Genomic DNA, 15953 nt, shown 5'->3' with positions numbered 1-15953 from the left:
GGCCCATCACAGCGGATCCAGACAACAGTCCCATTTCGGCCGGATGACGAAAGGTGTCGGTGTCGTGACGGACGACGTCCCGTCCGTCATCGTGGCGCTCGCATTGGACGTCGCCCCGCCGGACCGCTATCGTTTCTTCTTCGTGCCCCAAGGCCTCACGGCCCAGGGCGCTCCATCTCTCCAACCGAGGCCCGCGCAGGCTCGACCCAACTCCGGTCGGGAACCGTGCGGCACAACTGATACCAGCGCTCCGTTGGGCCATGTGCCCTCCGGAGCGTTTGCGTGAAGAAGGACACGCCGACATGGCCACGAAATCGATCGTCGCCACCAAGGTGGGCATGACACAGGTCTGGGATGACGACAACAACGTCGTTCCCGTCACCGTGTTGCGCGTACAGCCTTGCCGTGTCGTCCAGATCAAGACTCCCGAGCACGACGGATACAGCGCGCTGCAGGTCACCTTCGGCCAGCGCGATCCGCGCAAGCTCACCATGCCCGAGGCCGGCCATTTCGCCGCTGCTGGCGTCGACCCGGGTCAGACCGTGGTCGAGCTCCGCATCGACGACGTGTCCGACTACGAAGTGGGCCAGTCCATCGCTGCCGACCTGTTCGCCGCCGGCGACCTCGTCGACGTGACGGGCGTGTCCAAGGGCAAGGGCTTCGCCGGCGTGATGAAGCGTCACGGCTTCGGCGGTGCTCCCGCCAGCCACGGCGCGCACCGTAACCACCGCAAGCCGGGTGCCATCGGCGCCTGTGCCACCCCCGCTCGAGTCTTCAAGGGACAGAAGATGGCGGGTCGCATGGGCAACGAGAAGGTCACCACGATGAACCTCACCGTGGTCGAGACCGATCCCGAGCGCGAGATCGTGCTGATCCGTGGCTCCGTGCCCGGTCCGAAGAAGTCCACGATCCTGATCCGCGACGCCGTCAAGCAGGGCGCCGTGACCCAAGGAGCTGGGGCATGACCTCCGTCGACGTCAAGAACACCGCCGGCGACAAGGTCGGTTCGGTCGAGCTCGACGACGAGCTCTTCGGCATCGAGCCGAACCTGTCGGTCCTCCACCAGGTCGTCACCGCACAGCTGGCCGCCAAGCGCGCCGGCACGCAGTCGACCAAGACCCGCGCCGAGGTGCGTGGTGGTGGCGCCAAGCCGTGGAAGCAGAAGGGCACCGGCCGAGCCCGTCAGGGTTCCATCCGCGCCCCGCAGTGGCGTGGTGGCGGTATCGCCCTGGGCCCCAAGCCCCGCAAGTACGACCAGCGCACCCCCAAGAAGATGGTGCGTCTGGCCCTGCGTTCCGCGCTCTCCGATCGGGCCCAGTCCGAGCGGATCATCGTGCTCGACTCGTGGGCGCTCGACGCCCCGTCGACCAAGTCCGCTCGCGTGGCGCTCGAGACGCTCGGCACCGAGGGTCGCATCCTGGCCATCGTGTCCCGGGACGACGTCAACACCACGAAGAGCCTGGCCAACCTGGCGAACGTCCATGTCTGCCAGCCCGGTGAGCTCAACGCCCACGACATCATCGTGAGCGACTGGATGGTCTTCACGACCGACACGCTCCCCCGATCTTCGGCCAACGAGCCTGCTGCGAAGGAGTCCGCCTGATGGACGCCCGCTCCGTCATCATCGAACCGGTCGTCTCCGAGAAGAGCTACGACCTCATCGAGACGAACGTCTACACGTTCGTGGTCCACCCCGACGCGAACAAGACCCAGATCCGCAAGGCGATCGAAGAGATCTTCGACGTGCGGGTCCGCAAGGTCAACACGCTCAACCGCAAGGGCAAGCGCATGCGCAACCGGCGTACCGGTGCGTTCTCGACGCGGTCAACCATCAAGCGAGCCATCGTGACCCTGCACGCCGATGACTCCATCGATCTGTTCGAGGGGGTCTGATCATGCCGGTTCGCAAGCGCAAGCCGTCCAGTCCTGCCCGCCGTTTCCAGACGGTCTCCGACTTCTCGGAGATCACGAAGGACACGCCGGAGAAGACGCTGCTGGCCAAGAAGTCCAGCACCGGTGGCCGCAACAACAACGGCCGCATGACCTCTCGTCACCGTGGTGGTGGCCACAAGCAGCGCTACCGCCAGGTCGACTTCCGTCGCATCAAGGACGGCGTCGAGGCCAAGGTCGTCGCGGTCGAGTACGACCCGAACCGCAACTGCCGGATCCTCCTGCTCCACTACGTGGACGGCACCAAGAGCTACATCATCGCCCCCAAGGGTGCGCAGGTCGGTGACCGCCTCCAGTCGGGCCAGGGCTCGGACATCCGCCCCGGCAACGCCATGGAGCTGCGGTACATCCCCGTCGGTACCGTCGTGCACAACGTCGAGCTCAAGCCCGGCGGCGGCGGCAAGATGGGCCGGTCCGCCGGCACCGCCATCCAGCTCGTCGCCAAGGAAGGCGCCTACGCCACGCTGCGTCTGCCCTCCTCGGAGATGCGTCGGGTCCCGATCGACTGCCGTGCGAGCATCGGTGAAGTCGGCTTCGCCGAAGCCGACCTCATCAAGATCGGCAAGGCTGGCCGCAACCGCTGGAAGGGCGTTCGCCCGCAGTCCCGCGGTGTCGTCATGAACCCCGTCGACCACCCGCACGGTGGTGGCGAGGGCAAGACCTCCGGTGGTCGCCACCCGGTCTCTCCGTGGGGCAAGCCCGAGGGCCGCACCCGCGACAAGAAGAAGAAGTCCAACGATCAGATCGTGCGTCGCCGCCGTACCCGCGGCTCGCGGCGATAGGAGCCATCGATGCCCCGTTCACTCAAGAAGGGCCCGTTCGTCGACGACCACCTGCTCAAGAAGGTCGACGAGCTGAACGAGAAGAACGAGAAGAAGGTCATCAAGACCTGGTCTCGTCGGTCCACCATCATCCCCGACATGGTCGGTCACACCATGGCCGTCCACGACGGTCGCAAGCACGTGCCCGTCTACGTCACCGAGGCGATGGTCGGACACAAGCTGGGCGAGTTCGCCCCGACCAAGGTCTTCAAGTTCCATGCAGGCATGGAACGGGCGGCGAGGCGCTAGCCATGACCGCAGCAAAGACCAACGAGCGCCCGGGCACCCGTGCCCAGGTCAAGAACGTGCGCATGTCGGCCACCAAGGCCCGCGTCGTCCTCGACCTCATCCGGAACAAGTCGATCGACGAGGCCGGCGACGTGCTGACCTACACCGAGCGCAGCGCCGCCGAGGTCATCGGCAAGCTGCTCGACTCGGCCGTGGCCAACGCCGAGCACAACGACCAGATCGACCCCGAGAGCCTCTTCGTCTCGGCGTGCTACGCCGACGAGGGCCGCACGATGTACCGCTGGCGCCCCCGTGCCCGTGGTCGTGCCACTCGCATCCGCAAGCGCACCTGCCACATCACGCTCATCGTGAGCCCGATGACCGGCGAGATGCTGCGCATCGAGCAGGCCAAGCGTGAAGCCGTCCCGGGCAGCCGGGCGTCACGTCGCCGTGGCCAGCAGGCCGCCGACCGCGCCGCTCGTGTCGCTGCCTCGCAGGAAGAGCACGACCACGATCATGATCACGAACACGATCATGACCACGAGGACGAGACCGACGTCGACGCCATCGTCGACGAGGCCGTCGAGACTGCCGACGCCGGCACCGACGAGCCCGTGAGTGAAACCGACGACGTCGTCGTCGACGAGGAAACCACCGACGACGCCGACGAAACGGAAGAGAAGTAATGGGACAGAAGATCCACCCGTACGGCTTCCGCCTCGGCATCACCACCGAGTGGAAGAGCCGCTGGTTCGCCGATCGTGCCGAGTACCGCGACTTCGTCATCGAGGACTGGAAGATCCGCGACTTCCTCATGACCGAGCTGCCGCACGCCGCGATCAGCCGGGTCGAGATCGAGCGGACCCGCGAGAAGCTGCGTGTCGACGTGCACACCGCACGCCCCGGCATCGTGATCGGCCGCAAGGGCTCCGAAGCCGACCGCCTCCGCGCCGGCCTCACCAAGATCTCCGGCAACCCGAAGGTCCAGCTCAACGTCGTCGAGATCAAGCAGCCCGAGCTCGACGCTGCGCTGATCGCCCAGGGCGTCGCCGACCAGCTCGCCGGCCGCGTCGCCTTCCGTCGTGCCATGAAGCGTGCCGTCCAGTCGGCCCAGAAGGCCGGTGCCCTCGGCATCCGGGTGCAGTGCTCGGGTCGCCTCGGCGGCGCCGAGATGTCCCGCACCGAGTGGTACCGCGAAGGTCGTGTGCCGCTGCACACCCTGCGTGCCGACATCGACTACGGCTTCCGTGAGGCCAAGACCAGCGCCGGCCGCATCGGCGTCAAGGTCTGGATCTACAAGGGCGAGATCCTGCCCTACAAGGCCGCCTTCGACGACAAGATCAACCGCGAGGCCGCCATGGCCGTCGGTGAGACGTCCGGTCAGCCGGCTGCTCCCGTCGTGTCGTCGGCCGCTCGCCGCGCCGCTGCCGAGGCCGAGGCCTCCGCACCGGCCGAGGGCGACGAGACCACTGCGGCCACCGCTCCCGTCGAGGGGGCCGTCGAGCCGCTCATCAAGGAAGCCGATCCCGAACTCGAGCGACTGCTCGCCGAGGAAGAAGAGATCGAGCGCCAGACGAAGGAGCGGCACGAGACGCCGCACTTCCGCGACGGGCAGGACTGAGGAGCACCGTCATGTTGATGCCCAAGAAGGTCAAGCACCGCAAGACCCATCGTGGTCGCACCAAAGGCAAGGCGAAGGGCGGCACCGAGGTGTCGTTCGGCGAGTACGGCATCCAGGCGCTCGAGCCCGGATGGATCACCGCTCGTCAGATCGAGGCCGCACGTATCGCCATGACGCGTCGCACGCGCCGTGGCGGCAAGGTGTGGATCAACATCTTCCCCGACAAGCCGGTCACCCAGAAGCCGGCCGAGACCCGCATGGGTTCCGGCAAGGGCAATGTCGAATCGTGGGTCGCCGTGGTCCGTCCCGGCCGCATCCTGTTCGAACTGTCCTACCCCGATGACGTCGTGGCCCGCGAGGCCATCGACCGGGCCATCCAGAAGCTGCCGATCCGTGCTCGCTTCGTGACCCGTGAGGAGGCGCTCTAGTGGCCACCAACATCCTGCTCGACCTCGACGACGAGACACTCGTCGCCCGCTTGGCCGAGGCCCGTGAGGAACTGTTCAACCTCCGGTTCCAGAACGCCACCGGTCAGCTGACCAACACCGCACGCATCAGCGAGGTCAAGCGAGAGATCGCCCGCTGCCTCACCGAGACCCGGTCCCGCGAGATCGCGGCCGCCGAAGCCCTGGAGGCTTCCGAATGAGCACCACCGACACCGACGCCCCCGAGCGTTCGACCCGAAAGCTCCGCGAGGGCGTCGTCACGTCGACCTCGATGGAGAAGACCATCGTGGTCACGGTCGAGTCTCGCAAGCCGCACCCCCGGTACGGCAAGACGATGGCGCGGAACACGAACTTCTATGCCCACGACGAGTCCAACGACGCCAACGAGGGCGATCGTGTCCGGATCATGGAGACCCGGCCGATCAGCAAGTCCAAGCGCTGGCGTCTCGTCGAGATCCTCGAGCGAGCGAAGTAGGTGAACCGATGATCCAGCAGGAATCACGACTTCGCGTCGCGGACAACAGCGGTGCCAAGGAGGTGCTGTGCATCAAGGTGCTCGGCGGCTCCAAGCGTCGCTACGCCGGTATCGGTGACATCTTCGTCGCCACCGTCAAGGACGCGATCCCCGGCGCAGCGGTCAAGAAGGGCGAGGTCGTCAAGTGCGTCGTCGTCCGGACGAAGAAGGAACGGCGCCGTCCCGACGGCAGCTACATCCGCTTCGACGAGAACGCCGCCGTGCTCATCAACGACCAGCGCCAGCCTCGTGGCACCCGCATCTTCGGCCCGGTGGGCCGTGAGCTGCGTGACGCCAAGTTCATGCGCATCGTCTCGCTCGCACCGGAGGTGCTCTGAGATGTCGAAGAACTCCATGCGAATCCGCAAGGGCGACACCGTTCGTGTCCTCACCGGCAAGGACCGTGGCAAGGAGGGTGAAGTGATCACCGCTCTGCCCGACGTGCGCAAGGTCATCGTCGACGGCGTGAACGTCGCCAAGAAGCATCAGAAGCCGCGTTCGGCCACGATGCAGGGCGGCATCATCGACAAGGACATGCCGCTTCCCGTGGCCAACGTCGCCCTCCTGTGCGACAGCTGCGGCCCCACCCGCGTCGGCTACCGCGTCGACCCCGACGGCACGAAGACCCGGGTCTGCAAGAAGTGCAGAAAGGACCTCGACTGATGTCGGCACAGACAGAAGCCCCCACGGTCCCGCGGCTGCGGGCCCGCTACAAGGACACCATCCGTGACCAGCTGAAGGAGACCCTCGAGCTCCCGAACGTCATGATGGTGCCCAAGCTCGAGAAGATCTCGGTCAACATGGGCGTCGGCGATGCCGTCGGCCAGGCCTCGCTCCTCGACGGCGCGATCAACGACCTCACCATCATCACCGGCCAGAAGCCGCTGACGACGAAGGCCAAGAAGTCGATCGCCGGCTTCAAGCTCCGTGAGGGCAACGCCATCGGATGCAAGGTCACCCTCCGGGGCGACCGCATGTACGAGTTCTTCGATCGCCTGGTCTCGGTGGCGATCCCCCGTATCCGCGACTTCCGGGGACTCAACCCCCGCAGCTTCGACGGCAACGGGAACTACACGTTCGGTGTCACCGAACAGCTCATCTTCCCCGAGATCGACTACGACGCCGTGGACACCGTCCGAGGGATGGACATCACGATCGTCACCACCGCACGCACCGACGCCGAAGGTCGAGCCCTGCTCGCCGCCTTCGGCTTCCCCTTCCGAAAGGACAGTTGAGACAGTGGCGAAAACAGCGCTGATCAACAAGGCGAACAAGAAGCCCAAGTTCAAGGTGCGCGGTTACACACGCTGCCGCCGCTGCGGTCGTCCGCGCTCGGTGCTGCGCAAGTTCGGCCTCTGCCGAGTCTGCTTCCGTCAGATGGCGCACAACGGGGAAATCCCCGGTGTGACCAAGGCGAGCTGGTGAGGTGACCGACTCATGACGATGACCGACCCCATCGCCGACATGCTCACGCGTGTCCGCAACGCAAACATCGCAAAGCACGACGACGTCACCATGCCGTCGTCGAAGATCAAGGAAGCGCTCGCCGTACTCCTCAAGGAAGAGGGCTACATCGAGGACTTCAAGACGACCGACCGTCCGGATCGCCCGGGCAAGTTCTTGTCGATCGACATGAAGTACTCGCCCGAGCGTGAACGCACGATCTCCGGCATCAAGCGCATCTCGAAGCCGGGCCTGCGCGTGTACAAGAAGTCCGACGAGATCCCTCGCGTCCTCGGTGGCCTCGGCGTTGCCGTGCTGTCGACCTCGCAGGGACTCATGACCGACCGAGAGGCTCGCCGGCGACACGTCGGTGGCGAAGTCCTCTGTTTCGTCTGGTAGGAGGCGACGATGTCCCGCATCGGCAAGGCTCCGATCACCATCCCCTCCGGCGTCGAGTTCACGCTCGCCCCCGACGAGGTCTCCGTCAAGGGCCCGAAGGGCACCCTGACCCAGACCGTCCCGGGTGACATCACCGTCCGTCAGGACGGCGACACCATCCTGGTCGAACGTCCCGACGACACCCGCCAGAACCGCGCCCTCCACGGACTCGTCCGTGCGCTGGTCGCCAACATGGTCGAAGGCGTGACCAACGAGTTCACGAAGGAACTCGAGATCATCGGCGTCGGTTACCGGGCCACGGCCAAGGGCAACGACAAGCTCGAACTCGCCCTCGGCTACAGCCACAGCATCGACTACGCCGCTCCTTCGGGTGTGACGTTCGAGGTGCCGGCACCCACGCAGATCATCGTCCGCGGTGTCGACAAGCAGCAGGTCGGCCAGGTCGCCGCCGAGATCCGCGACTTCCGCAAGCCCGAGCCGTACAAGGGCAAGGGTGTCCGCTACAAGGGCGAACACGTCGTCCGCAAGGCCGGCAAGGCAGGCAAGTAGGAACCATGAGCACCACCGCCAAGAAGAAGCTCGGGCGCGACCGTCGTCATCGCCGGGTCCGCAAGAAGGTCGAGGGCACGCCACAGCGCCCGCGCCTCGCGGTCTTCCGGTCGTCCAAGCACATCGTGGCCCAGGTCATCGACGACATCACCGGCGTCACCCTCGCCGCTGCCTCGACGCACGAGGCCTCCTTCGACGGCTACGGCGGCAACGCCGAGGCCGCCGCCAAGATCGGTGCGCTCGCCGCCGAGCGCGCCAAGGCCGCCGGCATCGAGAAGGTCGTCTTCGACCGAGGTGGCAACCGCTACCACGGTCGGGTCAAGGCCCTCGCCGACGCTGCACGCGAAGCCGGACTGGAATTCTGAGGACTGATACGCATGGCAAATGAACAACGAGGTCGCGGCCGCCGCGACGAGCCCCAGGCGAACCCCCGCCAGTCGGGCGACGCGACCCTCCGGGAGTCGCGGGTCATCAACATCAACCGCGTGGCGAAGGTCGTCAAGGGCGGCCGTCGCTTCAGCTTCACCGCTCTCGTGGTGATCGGCGACGGCAACGGCCGTGTCGGGCTCGGCTACGGCAAGGCCAAGGAGGTGCCCCTCGCCATCCAGAAGGGCACCGAAGAGGCTCGCCGCAACCTGTTCGAGGTCCCCCTCGCCGGTGACACCATCGTGCACCCGGTCGTGGGCGAGCTCGGCGCCGGTCGCGTCATGCTCAAGCCGGCAGCGCCCGGTACCGGCGTCATCGCCGGCGGCGCCGCCCGCATCATCCTCGAAGAGGCCGGTGTCCACGACGTGCTCTGCAAGTCGCTCGGGTCGGCCAACCACATCAACGTGGCTCGAGCCACCATCAACGGCCTCAAGTCGCAGCGCCGTCCGGACGAGATCGCCCGCCTCCGCGGCATCCCGGCCGACACGTTCGTGCCCAAGGGCCTGCTCAACGCCTACAACGAGTCCGAGAAGGCTCGTGGCCGTGCCGGGGCCGTGTCTTCTGGAGCAGGGTCATGAGCGAGCTCATCGTCACTCAGATCAAGTCGGCCATCGGCACCAAGCCCAAGACTCGTGGCACCCTGCGTGCCCTCGGACTCCGCGGCATCGGCCAGTCGAACACCCTTCCCGACCGTCCCGAGATCCGCGGCATGATCGCCCGGGTCCCGCACCTGATCACGGTCGAAGAATCCGTCTCCGGAGAAGCCTGATGTACAAGCTCCACGACCTCAAGCCCAACGACGGCGCCAACCGTGCGCGCAAGCGCGTCGGCCGTGGCACCGGTGGCAAGGGCGGCAAGACCGCAGGCCGCGGCACCAAGGGCCAGAAGGCCCGCAACACGGTCCGTCTCGGTTTCGAGGGTGGCCAGATGCCCCTCTACATGCGCGTGCCCAAGCGCCGTGGCTTCAACAACCCGTTCCGGATCGAGTACCAGGCGATCAACCTCGACACGCTCCAGGAGGCCGGTCTCTCCGACGTGTCTCCCGAAGCGCTCCACGACCTCGGTCTCGTGCGCAAGAAGGCGCTCGTCAAGATCCTGGGTCGGGGCGAGATCACCTCGGCCATGAACGTGAAGGCACACAAGTTCTCGAAGTCGGCCGAAGCGGCCATCACCGCCGCCGGCGGTACTGTCGAGACCCTGCCCCTCCCGTGGGGAGACCGGCGTCCGCCGGCCAAGGGCAACCAGTTCACGAACCGCTGACCGACCCCCTGTCGAGGAACCCGTGTTCCAGAGCCTGAAGTCACTGTCTCGGGTCGCGTCGATCCCGGACCTCCGCAAGAAGCTGCTCTTCGTCGTCTTCATCATCGCCCTGTACCGGGCGGGATCGGCGATCCCCGCACCGGGGATCGACCTCGACGCCGTGCAGAACCTCAAGGAACAGGCGGAAGAGGGCGCTGGCGTCCTCGGCTTCCTCACGCTGTTCTCCGGCGGAGCGCTCACCCAGTTCGCGCTGTTCGCGCTGGGGATCATGCCGTACATCACGAGCTCGATCATCATGCAGATCCTGACCGTGGTGATCCCTCGCCTCGAGCAGTGGCAACAGCAGGGCGCCGTCGGCCAGCGCAAGATCACGCAGTGGACGCGCTACCTCACGGTCGCCATCGCACTGCTGCAGTCGACCGGTCTCGCCTTCTTGTTCCACAACGGTGGCGGCGGTCTCCTCGGCGGCGGCCAGGGTGTCGACCTCGGCATCGACCTCTTCGGTGGTGACGAGAACTTCAACACCGGCCGCATCCTGATCGTGGTGCTCACGCTCACCGCCGGCACCGCCTTGCTGATGTGGATGGGCGAGCTCATCACCCAGCGCGGCATCGGCAACGGCATGTCGTTGCTCATCTTCGCCTCGGTCGTCTCGAGCTTCCCGGTCGCCGGTGCGCAGATCAACGCCGAGCGTGGCCTCGGACTGCTGGTCCCGCTCCTCGCCCTCGCCGTGGCGATCATGGTCGCCATCGTCTTCGTCGAGCTCGGCCAGCGTCGGATCCCGGTCCAGTTCTCCAAGCGAGTCGTCGGCAACCGGATGACCGGTGGCCAGTCGACGTACATCCCGCTCAAGGTCAACCAGTCCGGCGTGATCCCGGTCATCTTCGCCAGCTCGGTGCTCTACCTGCCGCTGTTGCTGACCAACATCCTCCCCGCCGACCAGGGATGGGCGGTCAGCGTCCAGGAGTGGGTCAACAACAACCTGGTCCAGCCCGACTCGATCGTCTACATCCTCGTCTACGGCCTGCTCATCGTCGGCTTCGCCTACTTCTACACGGCGATCCAGTTCGACCCCGCGCAGCAGGCCGACACCATCCGCAAGCAGGGTGGCTACATCCCCGGCATCCGTCCCGGCCCGCAGACCGAGCGCTACCTGGGCAGGATCCTCAACCGGATCACGCTGCCCGGCGCCCTGTTCGTGGCGATGATCGCGCTGTTGCCGTCGATCTTGCTGGCGACCGCCGACATCAACAACTTCCCCTTCGGCGGCATCTCGGTCCTCATCGCCGTGGGCGTCATGCTCGAGATGATGAAGCAGATCGACTCGCAGCTGATGATGCGCAACTACGAAGGCTTCCTCAACTAGGAAAATCTCGTTGCTGGCTCACACCAGGTGTGAGCCACGAACGGCAGAAGCGATCGTGGCCAGGGCCTTCGGCAGATCCGTCGTCAGCTCCCACGACCGGATGCGAACCACGGTCCACCCGGATGCCTCGAGCCGCGCGGTACGTGCCGCGTCAGACCGGGCGACGTCGGGGTCCCGGTGTTGGCCGCCGTCGACCTCGATCGCCAGACGAACTCCCGGGTAGGCGAGGTCGAGGCGGTAGCGCGACCCCTGCGCTTCCACCCAGTGCTGGCGCACCGGTGTCGGGAGCTGCGCGTCGATGATCGCGTCGAGAACCAGGAGTTCGATGCCGGACTCCGAAAGGCCGCTGATGCCGGCGTAGCGGTCGATCCAGTCGCGCAGCGCCCCGCATCCGTTCCGTCCTCGCTCCGAGTGGGCTGCGTAGGTCCGGATCAGGTCCTCCGTCGACACGCCGTGGCCGTGGCGCAACTCTCGGATCGTGTGGGTGAAGCGGCCGAAGGAGACGACCGATCCGAGGTCGACGGCGAGCCGGAGACGTCCCGTCGTCGGTATGCCGTCGATGCACCGCGGCGTTGCCAAATGGAGGTCGTGTGACTCGTGCACGATCACGTCGGGTCGGCGGAGGGAGGTCCCGACCGGGATCGACACCTCCGGGCGGGGATCGTAGAACCCTCCGAGCCCATCGAGGTGGGCGGCGGCACGATGGGAAACCAGGGTGCCGTCCGGGCCCAGCAGCGTCGCGGCCATGAGGCGTCGTCGCCACGTCATGGGCACACCGACGGGGCCATAGAGGCCGACGTCGATCCGTTCCCAGATCCCCCGCTTCACGAGTCGCTGCACCTGTTGTGGATGGACGCCGAGCACTCGCAGCTGCGCCGCCGTGATCAAGGCGTGTTGGCGGGCCAGCCACGGCGCGGTTCGGGCCAGGACCTCGGACATGACGTCTCCCCGGTGGAGCAGTGGGGGAAGCCGCGGTCTCGATCGTACGCTCACCCCACCGACAGTCGCTTCTCCCGTCCCTCGCTCACACCTGGTGTGCGTCAGCCCCGGGATTTTCGGGGTGAGTGGTGGCTTTTCGACGGGGCGAAACTGTGGCGGATAGTGTCTGCGGACCATGATTCCCGGCGCTCGACTCGTGATGCTCGGCCGGCAGGGTGCCGGCAAGGGCACCCAGTGCACCCGCTTGTCGCGCCATTTCGTGGTTCCGCACATCAGCACCGGCGACATGCTGCGTGCCGCGGTCAAGGAAGGCACCGAGTTCGGTCGCAAGGCGCAGGAGTACATGTCGGCCGGCGAGCTGCTCCCCGACGACGTGATCATCGGCATCGTCGAGGAACGGCTCCTCAAGGACGACACCCGCCAGCGTGGATACATCCTCGACGGGTTCCCCCGGACCGAGGAGCAGGCCGAGACGCTCGCCGAGATCACCGCGCACCAGCCCCTCGACATGGTGGTCGACCTCGACGTCCCCACCGACGTCGTCCTGCGCCGCCTCGCCAGCCGTCGTGTGTGCGTCGACTGCGGAGCGAACTACTCGGTCGACACGCCGCCCAAGCACAACTGGACCTGCGACCACTGCGGTGGCGAGGTCATCCAGCGCGACGACGACACCGAGGACGCGATCCAGCGTCGGCTCGACCTCTACGAGGAGGAGACGGCGCCTCTCGTCGACTGGTACCGCAAGCGAGACCTCCTGATGGTGGTCGACGGCGATGGCGATGCCGACGAGGTCACCGCTCGTCTCGTGCGCGCCATCGAGAGCGCTCGTACCTGATCGGATGATCTGACATGGTGTTCCGGCGCGCACCCGAAGAGGTGGCCGTGATGCGCCGCGCCGGCAGCGTCGTGGCCGAGATGCACTCGGTGTGCCGCGAGGCCATCCGCCCCGGCGTGACGACCGCGCAGCTCGACCGCCTGGCCCGGGACGTGCTCGATCGCCGTGGCGCGACGTCGAACTTCCTCGGGTATCACGGGTTCCCGGCCGTGATCTGCGCCAGTGTCAACGACGAGGTGGTGCACGGGATCCCCGGTGGTCGGACGCTCGAGGAGGGCGACGTCATCTCGATCGACTGTGGGGCCGTCGTCGACGGCTGGCACGGCGACGCCGCGTTCACCATGGGCGTCGGCGAGATCAGCGAGGCCGACGCGACGCTGATCGAGACCGGCCGGCGCTCGCTCGAGGCCGCGATCGAGGTCATGGTCGTCGGCAACACCATCGGCGACATCGGCCACGCGACCGAGTCCGTCGCCGTCGCCGGCGGCTGCAACGTGTTGCGCGAGTACACGGGGCACGGGATCGGACGGGCGATGCACGAAGCGCCCGACGTCCCCAATCACGGCCGGCCGGGCAAGGGCCGCACCCTCAAGTCGGGCATGGTCCTCGCGGTCGAACCGATGGTCGTCGCCGGCGATCCCACCGTGGTCGAGCTCGACGACGGCTGGACGGTCGTGACCGCCGACGGCGCTCGGGCGGTCCACTGGGAGCACTCGATCGCCATCACCGACGACGGCCCCCAGATCCTGACCCTCCCGTGAGCGGGCCGATCCTCCACCTGGCCCTCCGATCCGAGTGGGATGCCGCGGTGGCGTCCGGCGAGGCCTACGACCGTTCGACCATCGGGGTCTCACTGGCCGAGGAGGGCTTCATCCACTGTTCCTTCCCCGACCAGGTCGTGGCGACCGCCGAGCGCTACTACGCCGGCCGTGACGACGTGGTGGTCCTCGTCGTCGACCCCGGCCGCGTCGACGCCGAAGTGCGGGTCGAGGACCTCTCCGGTACGGGGGTCGAGTTCCCCCACGTCTACGGGCCGATCCCGGTCGATGCCGTCGTCGACGTGGTGTCGATCGAGGCGGCCGCGGCGCGGAGATGACTTTTCCGGGTCGGATGGCCGATATCCGCCCACGACGCCCGCGGATGCGCCATCATGTCGGGCAACGACGGCGCCCGGCGCGTCCGAGACCGTGCGCGGCGCGGACTCGGGTTGGCAGCCGCACGCGCGCTGTCATAGGATGTTCCTTCGGCTCAGAGGCAGGCGCGCCTGTCTCTGAATCGCCGTGTCCATCCAATCGCCCACGCCCGGGGGAGTAGCACGCTGGCAAAGCCCAAGGAAGATGCGATCGTCCTCGAAGGCACGGTCCTCGAGAGCCTTCCGAACGCCATGTTCAAGGTCGAACTCGAGAACGGTCACGAGGTCCTCGCCCACATCTCCGGAAAGATGCGCATGCACTACATCCGCATCCTCCCCGGCGACCGGGTCCAGGTCGAACTCACCCCCTACGACCTCAGCCGAGGCCGGATCACGTTCCGGTACCGCTGAGCAGTCGCAAGAACTCCGCTTCCAGAAACACGACAGAAGAGATCCACCCATGAAGGTCCGACCGAGTGTCAAGGCCATGTGCGAGAAGTGCCAGGTCATCCGCCGGCACGGCCGCGTCATGGTCCTGTGCACGAACCCCCGTCACAAGCAGCGCCAGGGCTGAGGAGCCGAAAACAGACGATGGCACGTATCCAAGGCGTCGACATTCCCCGAGAGAAGCGACTGGTCATCTCCTTGACCTATCTCTTCGGGATCGGCAACACCACAGCAGCCCGCATCTGTGACGAGGTCGGCATCGACCCGTCCACCCGAGTTCGTGATCTCACCGACTCCGAGGTCGCCAAGATCCGCGACTGGATCGACGAGAACATCGAGGTCGAGGGCGACCTCCGCCGCGAGGTCCAGCAGAACATCAAGCGCAAGATCGAGATCGGTTGCTACCAGGGCGTCCGGCACCGCAAGGGCCTCCCCGTCCGTGGTCAGCGCACCCACACCAACGCCCGGACCCGCAAGGGCCCGAAGAAGACCGTCGCCGGCAAGAAGAAGGTCAAGAAGTAATGGCAACTCCCGCTGGCCGTCGGCCTCGCAAGAAGGAACGCAAGAACGTCTCCGTGGGCATCGCCCACATCAAGTCGTCCTTCAACAACACGATCATCGCCATCACCGATCCCGGCGGCAACGTCCTGTCGTGGGCATCGGCTGGCAACGTCGGCTTCAAGGGCTCGCGCAAGTCGACCCCGTACGCCGCACAGATGGCGGCTGAGAAGGCCGCCCGCGGCGCCATGGAGCATGGCGTCCGCCGCGTCGAGGTCCAGGTCAAGGGCCCCGGCTCCGGACGTGAGACCGCGATCCGCTCCATCCAGAACGCCGGCATCGAAGTGTCCGGCATCAAGGACGTCACTCCTGTCCCGCACAACGGCTGCCGCCCGCCCAAGCGGCGCCGGACCTGAGGTAGCTGCTATGGCTCGATACACCGGACCCCGCGCTCGCGTCTCCCGACGCCTGGGCATCAACATCTTCGGCACCATGGCCGAGACCAAGGCGCTGGACAAGCGTCCGTACCCGCCCGGCGAGCACGGCCGCGGCCGGCGTCGCGGACAGCCCTCCGAGTACCTCATGCAGCTCCAGGAGAAGCAGAAGGCTCGTTTCAGCTACGGCCTCTCCGAGAAGCAGTTCCGCAACCTCTACGAGGAGGCGAACCGCCGCAAGGGCGTCACCGGCGAGCTCATGCTCCAGCTGCTCGAGCGCCGTCTCGACAACGTCGTGTACCGCGCCGGCCTCGCCGCCACGCGGGCCCAGGCTCGCCAGTTCGTGAACCATGGCCACATCGAGGTCAACGGCAAGCGGGTCAACATCCCCAGCTACCGCGTCCGTGTCAGCGACAAGGTGTCCCTCAAGGCCAAGAGCCGCGACATGGTCACCGTCGTCTGGAACAAGGACGTCCTCGATCGCCAGGCACCCGGTTGGCTCGAGACCGGTGACGAAGGCAACGCCGTCACCGTTCGTGCCTTCCCCGAGCGCGAGCAGATCGACGTGCCCGTGCGCGAGCAGCTCATCGTCGAGCTGTACTCCAAGTAATCCCTCTCTCTCCTTCCGCTCCACATCCGACCGAC

General features: G+C 66.7%; 30 protein-coding genes. 29 read left to right on the top strand and 1 reads right to left on the bottom strand.

Annotation, left to right across the window (positions count from 1 at the left end; translation table 11 throughout):
• Nucleotides 1-302 precede the first annotated feature (302 nt).
• The 21 genes from rplC to secY are packed head-to-tail and all read left to right on the top strand — an operon-like array spanning nt 303 to nt 11023.
• Entirely contained in the window at nt 303-965 is a 663-nt protein-coding gene (gene rplC / locus AB8619_RS16130) for a 50S ribosomal protein L3 (RefSeq protein ID WP_436793657.1), read from the top strand.
• Complete coding sequence (gene rplD / locus AB8619_RS16125; protein ID WP_436793656.1) at nt 962-1603, top strand: 50S ribosomal protein L4; 642 nt, start codon at nt 962-964, stop codon at nt 1601-1603. The genes rplC and rplD overlap by 4 nt, the downstream gene beginning before the upstream one ends.
• A complete protein-coding gene (rplW, locus tag AB8619_RS16120) occupies nt 1603-1893 on the top strand; it encodes a 50S ribosomal protein L23 (RefSeq protein ID WP_436793655.1) in 291 nt (96 codons plus the stop codon). Before rplD ends, rplW begins: the two co-directional genes overlap by 1 nt.
• A 2-nt stretch (nt 1894-1895) precedes the next feature.
• On the top strand, nt 1896-2732 hold the full coding sequence (gene rplB / locus AB8619_RS16115; protein WP_436793654.1) for a 50S ribosomal protein L2: 837 nt from the start codon (nt 1896-1898) through the stop codon (nt 2730-2732).
• A 9-nt stretch (nt 2733-2741) separates the two neighbouring features.
• Nucleotides 2742-3020, top strand: a complete 279-nt coding sequence (rpsS, locus tag AB8619_RS16110; protein ID WP_436793653.1) for a 30S ribosomal protein S19 — start codon at nt 2742-2744, stop codon at nt 3018-3020.
• A 2-nt stretch (nt 3021-3022) separates the two neighbouring features.
• Nucleotides 3023-3685 (top strand): 50S ribosomal protein L22, encoded by a 663-nt coding sequence (rplV, locus tag AB8619_RS16105; protein WP_436793652.1) that lies wholly within the window; start codon nt 3023-3025, stop codon nt 3683-3685.
• Nucleotides 3685-4620, top strand: a complete 936-nt coding sequence (rpsC, locus tag AB8619_RS16100) for a 30S ribosomal protein S3 (protein ID WP_436793651.1) — start codon at nt 3685-3687, stop codon at nt 4618-4620. The genes rplV and rpsC overlap by 1 nt, the downstream gene beginning before the upstream one ends.
• An 11-nt stretch (nt 4621-4631) precedes the next feature.
• Nucleotides 4632-5048, top strand: coding sequence for a 50S ribosomal protein L16 (gene rplP / locus AB8619_RS16095; RefSeq protein WP_436793650.1), 417 nt, complete (start codon nt 4632-4634; stop codon nt 5046-5048).
• Nucleotides 5048-5266 carry a 50S ribosomal protein L29 gene (gene rpmC / locus AB8619_RS16090; RefSeq protein WP_436793649.1) on the top strand — a complete coding sequence of 73 codons (219 nt, stop codon included), beginning with the start codon at nt 5048-5050 and terminating at the stop codon, nt 5264-5266. Before rplP ends, rpmC begins: the two co-directional genes overlap by 1 nt.
• Nucleotides 5263-5541 carry a 30S ribosomal protein S17 gene (gene rpsQ, locus AB8619_RS16085; protein ID WP_436793648.1) on the top strand — a complete coding sequence of 93 codons (279 nt, stop codon included), beginning with the start codon at nt 5263-5265 and terminating at the stop codon, nt 5539-5541. Before rpmC ends, rpsQ begins: the two co-directional genes overlap by 4 nt.
• An 8-nt stretch (nt 5542-5549) precedes the next feature.
• Nucleotides 5550-5918: a 50S ribosomal protein L14 gene (rplN, locus tag AB8619_RS16080; protein WP_436793647.1), complete on the top strand. Its 369-nt coding sequence runs from the start codon at nt 5550-5552 to the stop codon at nt 5916-5918.
• A gap of 1 nt (nt 5919) precedes the next feature.
• Nucleotides 5920-6243, top strand: a complete 324-nt coding sequence (gene rplX, locus AB8619_RS16075) for a 50S ribosomal protein L24 (RefSeq protein WP_436793646.1) — start codon at nt 5920-5922, stop codon at nt 6241-6243.
• Nucleotides 6243-6815, top strand: a complete 573-nt coding sequence (rplE, locus tag AB8619_RS16070; protein ID WP_436793645.1) for a 50S ribosomal protein L5 — start codon at nt 6243-6245, stop codon at nt 6813-6815. The genes rplX and rplE overlap by 1 nt, the downstream gene beginning before the upstream one ends.
• 4 nt (nt 6816-6819) lie before the next feature.
• Nucleotides 6820-7005 carry a type Z 30S ribosomal protein S14 gene (locus AB8619_RS16065; protein ID WP_436793644.1) on the top strand — a complete coding sequence of 62 codons (186 nt, stop codon included), beginning with the start codon at nt 6820-6822 and terminating at the stop codon, nt 7003-7005.
• 12 nt (nt 7006-7017) lie between these two features.
• Nucleotides 7018-7422, top strand: coding sequence for a 30S ribosomal protein S8 (gene rpsH, locus AB8619_RS16060; protein ID WP_436793643.1), 405 nt, complete (start codon nt 7018-7020; stop codon nt 7420-7422).
• Between the two features lie 9 nt (nt 7423-7431).
• Nucleotides 7432-7971, top strand: coding sequence for a 50S ribosomal protein L6 (rplF, locus tag AB8619_RS16055; protein ID WP_436793642.1), 540 nt, complete (start codon nt 7432-7434; stop codon nt 7969-7971).
• Nucleotides 7972-7976: 5 nt separating this feature from the next.
• The gene (gene rplR / locus AB8619_RS16050; RefSeq protein ID WP_436793641.1) at nt 7977-8336 is read left to right on the top strand and encodes a 50S ribosomal protein L18; all 360 of its coding nucleotides are present in this window, start codon (nt 7977-7979) and stop codon (nt 8334-8336) included.
• Nucleotides 8337-8348: 12 nt separating this feature from the next.
• Entirely contained in the window at nt 8349-8975 is a 627-nt protein-coding gene (rpsE, locus tag AB8619_RS16045) for a 30S ribosomal protein S5 (protein ID WP_436793640.1), read from the top strand.
• Nucleotides 8972-9166, top strand: coding sequence for a 50S ribosomal protein L30 (rpmD, locus tag AB8619_RS16040; RefSeq protein ID WP_436793639.1), 195 nt, complete (start codon nt 8972-8974; stop codon nt 9164-9166). The genes rpsE and rpmD overlap by 4 nt, the downstream gene beginning before the upstream one ends.
• The gene (gene rplO / locus AB8619_RS16035) at nt 9166-9657 is read left to right on the top strand and encodes a 50S ribosomal protein L15 (protein ID WP_436793638.1); all 492 of its coding nucleotides are present in this window, start codon (nt 9166-9168) and stop codon (nt 9655-9657) included. The genes rpmD and rplO overlap by 1 nt, the downstream gene beginning before the upstream one ends.
• A gap of 22 nt (nt 9658-9679) precedes the next feature.
• A complete protein-coding gene (gene secY / locus AB8619_RS16030; protein ID WP_436793637.1) occupies nt 9680-11023 on the top strand; it encodes a preprotein translocase subunit SecY in 1344 nt (447 codons plus the stop codon).
• Between the two features lie 18 nt (nt 11024-11041).
• Here the strand turns inward: secY and AB8619_RS16025 are convergent, their stop codons facing one another.
• Nucleotides 11042-11962 (bottom strand): type IV toxin-antitoxin system AbiEi family antitoxin domain-containing protein, encoded by a 921-nt coding sequence (locus AB8619_RS16025; RefSeq protein ID WP_436793636.1) that lies wholly within the window; start codon nt 11960-11962, stop codon nt 11042-11044.
• Nucleotides 11963-12137: 175 nt separating this feature from the next.
• Here AB8619_RS16025 and AB8619_RS16020 point away from each other — a divergent pair, with 175 nt between their 5' ends.
• From AB8619_RS16020 to rpsD, 8 genes are all read left to right on the top strand, one after another.
• Entirely contained in the window at nt 12138-12797 is a 660-nt protein-coding gene (locus AB8619_RS16020; RefSeq protein WP_436793635.1) for an adenylate kinase, read from the top strand.
• 14 nt (nt 12798-12811) lie between these two features.
• On the top strand, nt 12812-13558 hold the full coding sequence (gene map, locus AB8619_RS16015) for a type I methionyl aminopeptidase (RefSeq protein WP_436793634.1): 747 nt from the start codon (nt 12812-12814) through the stop codon (nt 13556-13558).
• Nucleotides 13555-13893, top strand: coding sequence for a DUF952 domain-containing protein (locus tag AB8619_RS16010; RefSeq protein ID WP_436793633.1), 339 nt, complete (start codon nt 13555-13557; stop codon nt 13891-13893). The genes map and AB8619_RS16010 overlap by 4 nt, the downstream gene beginning before the upstream one ends.
• Before the next feature lie 222 nt (nt 13894-14115).
• Nucleotides 14116-14340 (top strand): translation initiation factor IF-1, encoded by a 225-nt coding sequence (gene infA / locus AB8619_RS16005; RefSeq protein ID WP_436796398.1) that lies wholly within the window; start codon nt 14116-14118, stop codon nt 14338-14340.
• 49 nt (nt 14341-14389) lie between these two features.
• Nucleotides 14390-14503 (top strand): 50S ribosomal protein L36, encoded by a 114-nt coding sequence (gene rpmJ, locus AB8619_RS16000; protein WP_436793632.1) that lies wholly within the window; start codon nt 14390-14392, stop codon nt 14501-14503.
• A 17-nt stretch (nt 14504-14520) separates the two neighbouring features.
• Nucleotides 14521-14898, top strand: coding sequence for a 30S ribosomal protein S13 (gene rpsM, locus AB8619_RS15995; RefSeq protein WP_436793631.1), 378 nt, complete (start codon nt 14521-14523; stop codon nt 14896-14898).
• Nucleotides 14898-15290, top strand: a complete 393-nt coding sequence (gene rpsK, locus AB8619_RS15990; RefSeq protein WP_436793630.1) for a 30S ribosomal protein S11 — start codon at nt 14898-14900, stop codon at nt 15288-15290. The genes rpsM and rpsK overlap by 1 nt, the downstream gene beginning before the upstream one ends.
• A 10-nt stretch (nt 15291-15300) precedes the next feature.
• On the top strand, nt 15301-15918 hold the full coding sequence (rpsD, locus tag AB8619_RS15985) for a 30S ribosomal protein S4 (RefSeq protein WP_436793629.1): 618 nt from the start codon (nt 15301-15303) through the stop codon (nt 15916-15918).
• Nucleotides 15919-15953: the final 35 nt, after the last annotated feature.

Source organism: Actinospongiicola halichondriae, assembly GCF_049103745.1.
In the GTDB taxonomy this organism is placed as follows: Bacteria; Actinomycetota; Acidimicrobiia; order Acidimicrobiales; family Salinilacustritrichaceae; genus Salinilacustrithrix; species Salinilacustrithrix halichondriae.
This window is presented reverse-complemented; position numbering and strand designations above follow the sequence as displayed.

Bases quoted from the DNA above. Each gene is read 5' to 3' on its own strand.
- rpsH (WP_436793643.1), top strand. From the start codon at position 7,018: ATGACGATGACCGACCCCATCGCCGACATGCTCACGCGTGTCCGCAAC.
- AB8619_RS16025 (WP_436793636.1), bottom strand. From the start codon at position 11,962: ATGTCCGAGGTCCTGGCCCGAACCGCGCCGTGGCTGGCCCGCCAACAC.
- rplD (WP_436793656.1), top strand. From the start codon at position 962: ATGACCTCCGTCGACGTCAAGAACACCGCCGGCGACAAGGTCGGTTCG.
- rplW (WP_436793655.1), top strand. From the start codon at position 1,603: ATGGACGCCCGCTCCGTCATCATCGAACCGGTCGTCTCCGAGAAGAGC.
- rplV (WP_436793652.1), top strand. From the start codon at position 3,023: ATGACCGCAGCAAAGACCAACGAGCGCCCGGGCACCCGTGCCCAGGTC.
- rplX (WP_436793646.1), top strand. From the start codon at position 5,920: ATGTCGAAGAACTCCATGCGAATCCGCAAGGGCGACACCGTTCGTGTC.
- rpsS (WP_436793653.1), top strand. From the start codon at position 2,742: ATGCCCCGTTCACTCAAGAAGGGCCCGTTCGTCGACGACCACCTGCTC.
- rpmJ (WP_436793632.1), top strand. From the start codon at position 14,390: ATGAAGGTCCGACCGAGTGTCAAGGCCATGTGCGAGAAGTGCCAGGTC.
- rpsM (WP_436793631.1), top strand. From the start codon at position 14,521: ATGGCACGTATCCAAGGCGTCGACATTCCCCGAGAGAAGCGACTGGTC.
- map (WP_436793634.1), top strand. From the start codon at position 12,812: ATGGTGTTCCGGCGCGCACCCGAAGAGGTGGCCGTGATGCGCCGCGCC.
- rplE (WP_436793645.1), top strand. From the start codon at position 6,243: ATGTCGGCACAGACAGAAGCCCCCACGGTCCCGCGGCTGCGGGCCCGC.
- rplF (WP_436793642.1), top strand. From the start codon at position 7,432: ATGTCCCGCATCGGCAAGGCTCCGATCACCATCCCCTCCGGCGTCGAG.
- rplR (WP_436793641.1), top strand. From the start codon at position 7,977: ATGAGCACCACCGCCAAGAAGAAGCTCGGGCGCGACCGTCGTCATCGC.
- rpsQ (WP_436793648.1), top strand. From the start codon at position 5,263: ATGAGCACCACCGACACCGACGCCCCCGAGCGTTCGACCCGAAAGCTC.
- rpsC (WP_436793651.1), top strand. From the start codon at position 3,685: ATGGGACAGAAGATCCACCCGTACGGCTTCCGCCTCGGCATCACCACC.
- rplP (WP_436793650.1), top strand. From the start codon at position 4,632: ATGTTGATGCCCAAGAAGGTCAAGCACCGCAAGACCCATCGTGGTCGC.
- AB8619_RS16020 (WP_436793635.1), top strand. From the start codon at position 12,138: ATGATTCCCGGCGCTCGACTCGTGATGCTCGGCCGGCAGGGTGCCGGC.
- rplN (WP_436793647.1), top strand. From the start codon at position 5,550: ATGATCCAGCAGGAATCACGACTTCGCGTCGCGGACAACAGCGGTGCC.
- rpsD (WP_436793629.1), top strand. From the start codon at position 15,301: ATGGCTCGATACACCGGACCCCGCGCTCGCGTCTCCCGACGCCTGGGC.
- rplO (WP_436793638.1), top strand. From the start codon at position 9,166: ATGTACAAGCTCCACGACCTCAAGCCCAACGACGGCGCCAACCGTGCG.
- rplC (WP_436793657.1), top strand. From the start codon at position 303: ATGGCCACGAAATCGATCGTCGCCACCAAGGTGGGCATGACACAGGTC.
- rpsE (WP_436793640.1), top strand. From the start codon at position 8,349: ATGGCAAATGAACAACGAGGTCGCGGCCGCCGCGACGAGCCCCAGGCG.
- rpsK (WP_436793630.1), top strand. From the start codon at position 14,898: ATGGCAACTCCCGCTGGCCGTCGGCCTCGCAAGAAGGAACGCAAGAAC.
- rpmD (WP_436793639.1), top strand. From the start codon at position 8,972: ATGAGCGAGCTCATCGTCACTCAGATCAAGTCGGCCATCGGCACCAAG.
- rplB (WP_436793654.1), top strand. From the start codon at position 1,896: ATGCCGGTTCGCAAGCGCAAGCCGTCCAGTCCTGCCCGCCGTTTCCAG.